This is a genomic window from Ideonella azotifigens (assembly GCF_006519715.1).
Taxonomy (GTDB): Bacteria; Pseudomonadota; Gammaproteobacteria; order Burkholderiales; family Burkholderiaceae_C; genus Ideonella; species Ideonella azotifigens.
Genome location: NZ_VIDT01000484.1, coordinates 1 through 4,324 on the forward strand (window position 1 = coordinate 1; position 4,324 = coordinate 4,324).

A 4,324-nucleotide genomic window follows, 5' to 3' on the forward strand; every position below is an offset into this window, starting at 1 on the left:
CTTCAGCCGTGCGGGCCGGCTCGTCGAAGGCGGGCGCAGCAACGTGTTCGTTCGCATCGATGGCCGCTGGTGGACGCCGCCGATCACCGACGGGGCGCTCCCGGGCGTGATGCGTGGCGTGCTGCTCGACGACCCGGCCTGGAACGCGCAGCTGCGCAGCCTGACGCGCGCCGATCTCGCGCAAGCAGAGCGCATCGTCGTGTGCAACGCCCTGCGCGGCGCATTGCCCGCCGAACTCGCGGTGCTGCCGCGGCATGTTTCCGCATGAGCCCCGCCCGGCCGTCCGAAGGGGCTCGCACCGCAGTGCGCAGCACGAAGGTATGCCAGTGAGCCCCGCTCGGCCGTCCGAAGGAGCTCGCACCGCAGTGCGCAGCACGAAGGTACGCCGGTGAACCTCGCGCTGTTCGACCTCGACCATACGCTGATCCCGTTCGACAGTGGCATGGCCTGGACGCAGTTCCTGGTCGGGCGGGGCGTTCTGCCTGCGCAGGCCGAGGAAACCTACCTCGGCTACTGCAGGCAGTACGTGGCCGGCACGCTGGACATCCACGCGATGCACTTCGCCAGCGTCGCGCCGCTGGCGAGCGTGCCGCGGGTGAGGCTGGCGCAGTGGGCGAACGAATTCGAGCGTGCGCTGCGCCCTCGCGTGCCCGCAGCCATGCGTGCGCTGGTGCAGCGCCACCTAGCCGCTGGCGAGCTCTGCGCCCTCGTCACCGCCACCACCCGTTTCATCGCTGAGCCCTGCGCTCGCCTGTTCGGCATTGCGCATGTCGTCGCGACCGAGGCGGCGACCGCCGATGGCCACCCGGACGGTGCGCTGACCGGCGCCATTGACGGTTTGCCCTGCTTCCGCGAGCACAAGGTCACGCGGGTGCAGCAATGGCTGGCGCAGCAGATGCCCGGCGGCGCGGATGGCCTGGCGGCGTTCGAGCACAGCTGGTTCTATTCGGATTCGGCGAGCGACTTGCCGCTGCTCGGCGCGGTCTCGAACCCGGTCGCCGTGCGGCCGGACACCCGCCTGCGCCAGCACGCGCTGCAGGCGGGCTGGCCGATCATCGACACGGCTTGATGGCGCCCCCAGACCTGCCGCTTCGCGTCAGGCCCCCCGAGGGGGATGAGAAAACTTGGGGCGGCCCGGCGTTTCCTCATGCGCGCCCCCAGACCTGCTGTTTCGCGTCAGGTCCCCCTTGAACGCAGCGACCGCGTGGCGTGACTTATTTGTTTAAGTCGAAACCAATGCGGCCGAAACTCCCCTCAGCGACAAAGAACAGGGCATCGCAAGCACGGGATGCCGATCGCGGTGTTTATCGGAGACACACATGAGTTGGATTCGGAGAGTGAGCCTGGTGCGCCGGGTGACGATTGGCTTTGGCTGCACCGCAGTCATCATCGCAGGCATCTGCGCTGGTGGCGCATGGGCGCTGCAAGGTGGGATGCCGGCAAGCACCGCGGTCTGGTTCATGGGCTTTGCCGCACTCGGTGGCTGCGCGTTCTCGCTGCTCGCGGGCATGCTGATCCGCAGCAGCATCAAGGAATCGGTCGAATCGACCGTGCAATGCGTGATCCGCATCGCCGGCGGTGACCTGGAAAGCGTGATCGACTCGCCCGGCAAGGACGAGATCTCGTGGCTGCGCGCCGAACTCAATTCGATGCGCAAGAAGCTGCGCAAGACGGTGCTGGCGGTGCGCGAAACGGTGGGTGGCGTGAACATCGCCTCCGAGGAGATCGCCAACGGCAACCTCGACCTCTCGACCCGTACCGAGAGCCAGGCCAGCGCATTGCAGCAGACCGCCAGCTCGATGGATCAGCTTGCCAACACGGTGCAGAGCAATGCCCGCAGCACGCAGGAGGCACGCACCGTCGTCACGCAATCGAGCGAGGTCGCAGCGCGCGGCGAGAAGACGATGCGCGACGTGATCCTGCGGATGGGCGAGATCAACGGCAGCGCGACCAAGATCTCCGAGATCATCGGCGTCATCGACGGCATCGCCTTCCAGACCAACATCCTGGCGCTGAATGCCGCGGTCGAGGCGGCACGGGCCGGCGAGCACGGCCGCGGTTTCGCGGTCGTGGCCTCCGAGGTGCGCAGTCTCGCGCAGCGCAGCTCGACCGCCGCACGTGAGATCAAGACCCTCATCGGCGACTCGACCCAGAAGGTCGAGGCCGGCTCCAAGCTGGTCGACGACGCGGGGCGCACGATGAAGGAGATTCTGGAAAGCGTGAAGCGCGTGTCGTCCCTGATCACCGACATCGCCGACGCCGGTCAATCACAGAGCAACGGCATCGAGCAGGTGCACAGCGCGATTGCCCAGATCGACACGATGACGCAGCAGAACGCCGCGCTCGTCGAGGAACTCGCGGCAGCGGCCCAGTCGCTGAAGGGTCAGTCGGGCAAGTTGACGGAGTCGATGAGCTCGTTCCGAGTCGTCGCCTGAGCGTCACGCGACCACTGCGCATCGGCGGCTCGCAGCGATGCGAGCCGTTTGCGCGTTCCCGGGTGCGTGGCGGTGTCCTGGGTCATGCCCAGGTGCATGAAGGCTGTCATGGCATCCTGAGACGTGCGGCCGAGTGCGTGCAGCGCATGCAGCGCGAACGCATCGGCCTCGAGTTCCTGCCGGTGCGCAAGCCCGGAGGCGTCGCGTCCGAGCAGTGCGGCCACCGGCTCGGTCTGGTCTGGCGTCACGGCGCCCGGAACCCATTTCTGGTAGAGGCGCTCGGTCTGCTCCCAGTGGCGAAGCTCGATGTGCCCCAGTTCGTGCGCGAGAACGAACATCCGCTCGCCCTCGCTCAGGTCGCCCAGCGATTCGTTCGCCACGATGATGCGGCCCTGCAGCGTCTCCGCGATGGTGTCGCCCTCGATCATGCGCAGTTCCACCGGGTGTCTGAGCGCCAACACGCGCGCCAGGGTCTCGAAGCTGGCGCGCACCGTGCGGGCGCGTGGACTGGCGGGGTCTGCCGGGGTCACGCGGTCGAGCCGGGTCAGCTGCGAGCTGGCCAGTACGCCGAGGATGCCCTCGTCGGCGCGGGTGGCCGGGCCTGCGAGCAGCAGAGTGAGTGTGACGATCCACCAGCGCATGTCGTACGCTCCCGCGACGCGGCAATGTCCCGCCGCCATTGGTGCGGTGCAACAACCATGCCAGATTGCGGGGTAACCCGCATTCGATGGGCGTGGCGGCTGCCGGCCAGGAGCTGACGGTAGCGAGCGCAGGCTTTCAGGTAGGCTACTGCGCAAATGAATGCGGTCTCTACCAATCGGGCGCTGACTGCTGGCGAGCGCGCTCTCGCCAAGTGGATGCTGGAGAACGGAACGGAAGAAGCCGGGCCATCTCTCGCCCAACTCGATGAACTTGAGGTGACCCCCTGGCAGTGCGCCTGTGGATGTGCGAGCATCAATTTCCAGCTCAAGGGTCATCCGCCTGCTCCGCCAGGGGTTCACGTTCTTGGCGATTTCCTTTGCGGGCCTATGGAGGCGCCGGCCGGAGCTTTCATCTACGAGAGCGGCGGCGTGCTCAGCGGGATCGAGGTGTACTCGCTGGCGAGCGATGCGCCGCCGGTGCTACCGGATGCACCACTCCGGCCGATGGGCTAAAGGCTCCGGCAACAAGCGGCCGCGGACGGACGGCTGCTATCTGGACAATTTCCTCAATGGGTGCCCGGTCGGCAATTCACTCGTCGGAACGGTGGTCATTGCGCGAAACGGCATCGCCAGCGCGCGATCAACCATTTCTTCATCCGTCATGGTGTCGAGACACTCGACGACAAGCCAACGCGCTTTGACAGGGTCAGGACATCCCGCGCAGAACCTCAGCAAGACCTCGTTGTAGCTTTCTTCATCTGTCAGACCACTTGCCTTCGGATGCATCAGGGTATCGAGAAGGCGGAGAAGTTCATCCTTCGATAGCTTGGCTGTCATCTCGATCGCAAGTGGCGTGGGTCAGTGAAGCATACGGCATCGTGCCAAAGGTCTGCTCTACGACCTTCAGTTCGCCAAGTGCCATTTCCGCTTTGGGTCGCGACGGACGTGTTCGGACAGTCAGGCCTCGATCAGCCCCCAACGCAGGGCGACCAGCGTCAGCTCCGACTGGTTGCTGGCGCCGAGCTTCTGCTTGACGTGGAACAAGTGGGTGCCGACGGTGCTCTGCGAGAGGCTCAGGTTCTCGGCGATCTGCGCCACGCTCAGGCCACGGGCGAGCTGCACGAACACTGAGAACTCGCGTTCGCTGAGCGTCTCGGCCGGGCTGGTTCCGCCGCTCACTTCGGCAACAGCGAGCGCCTGCGCGGTGTGCGCGTCCACGTAGGGCCGGTTGGCCGCGACCGAGCTCAC

General features: G+C 66.4%; 7 protein-coding genes. 4 read left to right on the forward strand and 3 right to left on the reverse strand.

The window, feature by feature from the left end:
- From FKP22_RS22425 to FKP22_RS22435, 3 genes are all read left to right on the forward strand, one after another.
- On the forward strand, positions 1 to 268 hold a 268-nt coding region (locus tag FKP22_RS22425; protein ID WP_211361517.1), incomplete at its 5' end, for an aminotransferase class IV.
- Between the two features lie 120 nt (positions 269 to 388).
- Complete coding sequence (locus tag FKP22_RS22430; RefSeq protein ID WP_141289902.1) at positions 389 to 1,069, forward strand: HAD family hydrolase; 681 nt, start codon at positions 389 to 391, stop codon at positions 1,067 to 1,069.
- Positions 1,070 to 1,319: 250 nt separating this feature from the next.
- Positions 1,320 to 2,435, forward strand: a complete 1,116-nt coding sequence (locus tag FKP22_RS22435) for a methyl-accepting chemotaxis protein (protein WP_141289903.1) — start codon at positions 1,320 to 1,322, stop codon at positions 2,433 to 2,435.
- On the opposite strand, the gene FKP22_RS22440 is transcribed toward FKP22_RS22435, so the two are convergent.
- Positions 2,384 to 3,076: a M48 family metalloprotease gene (locus FKP22_RS22440; RefSeq protein WP_170201013.1), complete on the reverse strand. Its 693-nt coding sequence runs from the start codon at positions 3,074 to 3,076 to the stop codon at positions 2,384 to 2,386. The two genes, FKP22_RS22435 and FKP22_RS22440, sit on opposite strands and share 52 nt — an antisense overlap.
- Before the next feature lie 156 nt (positions 3,077 to 3,232).
- Here FKP22_RS22440 and FKP22_RS32490 point away from each other — a divergent pair, with 156 nt between their 5' ends.
- The gene (locus tag FKP22_RS32490) at positions 3,233 to 3,589 is read left to right on the forward strand and encodes a hypothetical protein (RefSeq protein WP_170201014.1); all 357 of its coding nucleotides are present in this window, start codon (positions 3,233 to 3,235) and stop codon (positions 3,587 to 3,589) included.
- Positions 3,590 to 3,625: 36 nt separating this feature from the next.
- On the opposite strand, the gene FKP22_RS22445 is transcribed toward FKP22_RS32490, so the two are convergent.
- Together FKP22_RS22445 and FKP22_RS22450 are read right to left on the reverse strand one after the other, a co-directional pair.
- Positions 3,626 to 3,913 (reverse strand): hypothetical protein, encoded by a 288-nt coding sequence (locus FKP22_RS22445; protein WP_141289905.1) that lies wholly within the window; start codon positions 3,911 to 3,913, stop codon positions 3,626 to 3,628.
- 120 nt (positions 3,914 to 4,033) lie between these two features.
- Positions 4,034 to 4,324 (reverse strand): response regulator transcription factor (locus FKP22_RS22450; protein ID WP_141289906.1); only part of this gene is annotated, 291 nt, incomplete at its 5' end.

Bases quoted from the DNA above. Each gene is read 5' to 3' on its own strand.
- FKP22_RS22435 (WP_141289903.1), top strand. From the start codon at position 1,320: ATGAGTTGGATTCGGAGAGTGAGCCTGGTGCGCCGGGTGACGATTGGC.
- FKP22_RS22440 (WP_170201013.1), bottom strand. From the start codon at position 3,076: ATGCGCTGGTGGATCGTCACACTCACTCTGCTGCTCGCAGGCCCGGCC.
- FKP22_RS32490 (WP_170201014.1), top strand. From the start codon at position 3,233: ATGAATGCGGTCTCTACCAATCGGGCGCTGACTGCTGGCGAGCGCGCT.
- FKP22_RS22445 (WP_141289905.1), bottom strand. From the start codon at position 3,913: ATGACAGCCAAGCTATCGAAGGATGAACTTCTCCGCCTTCTCGATACC.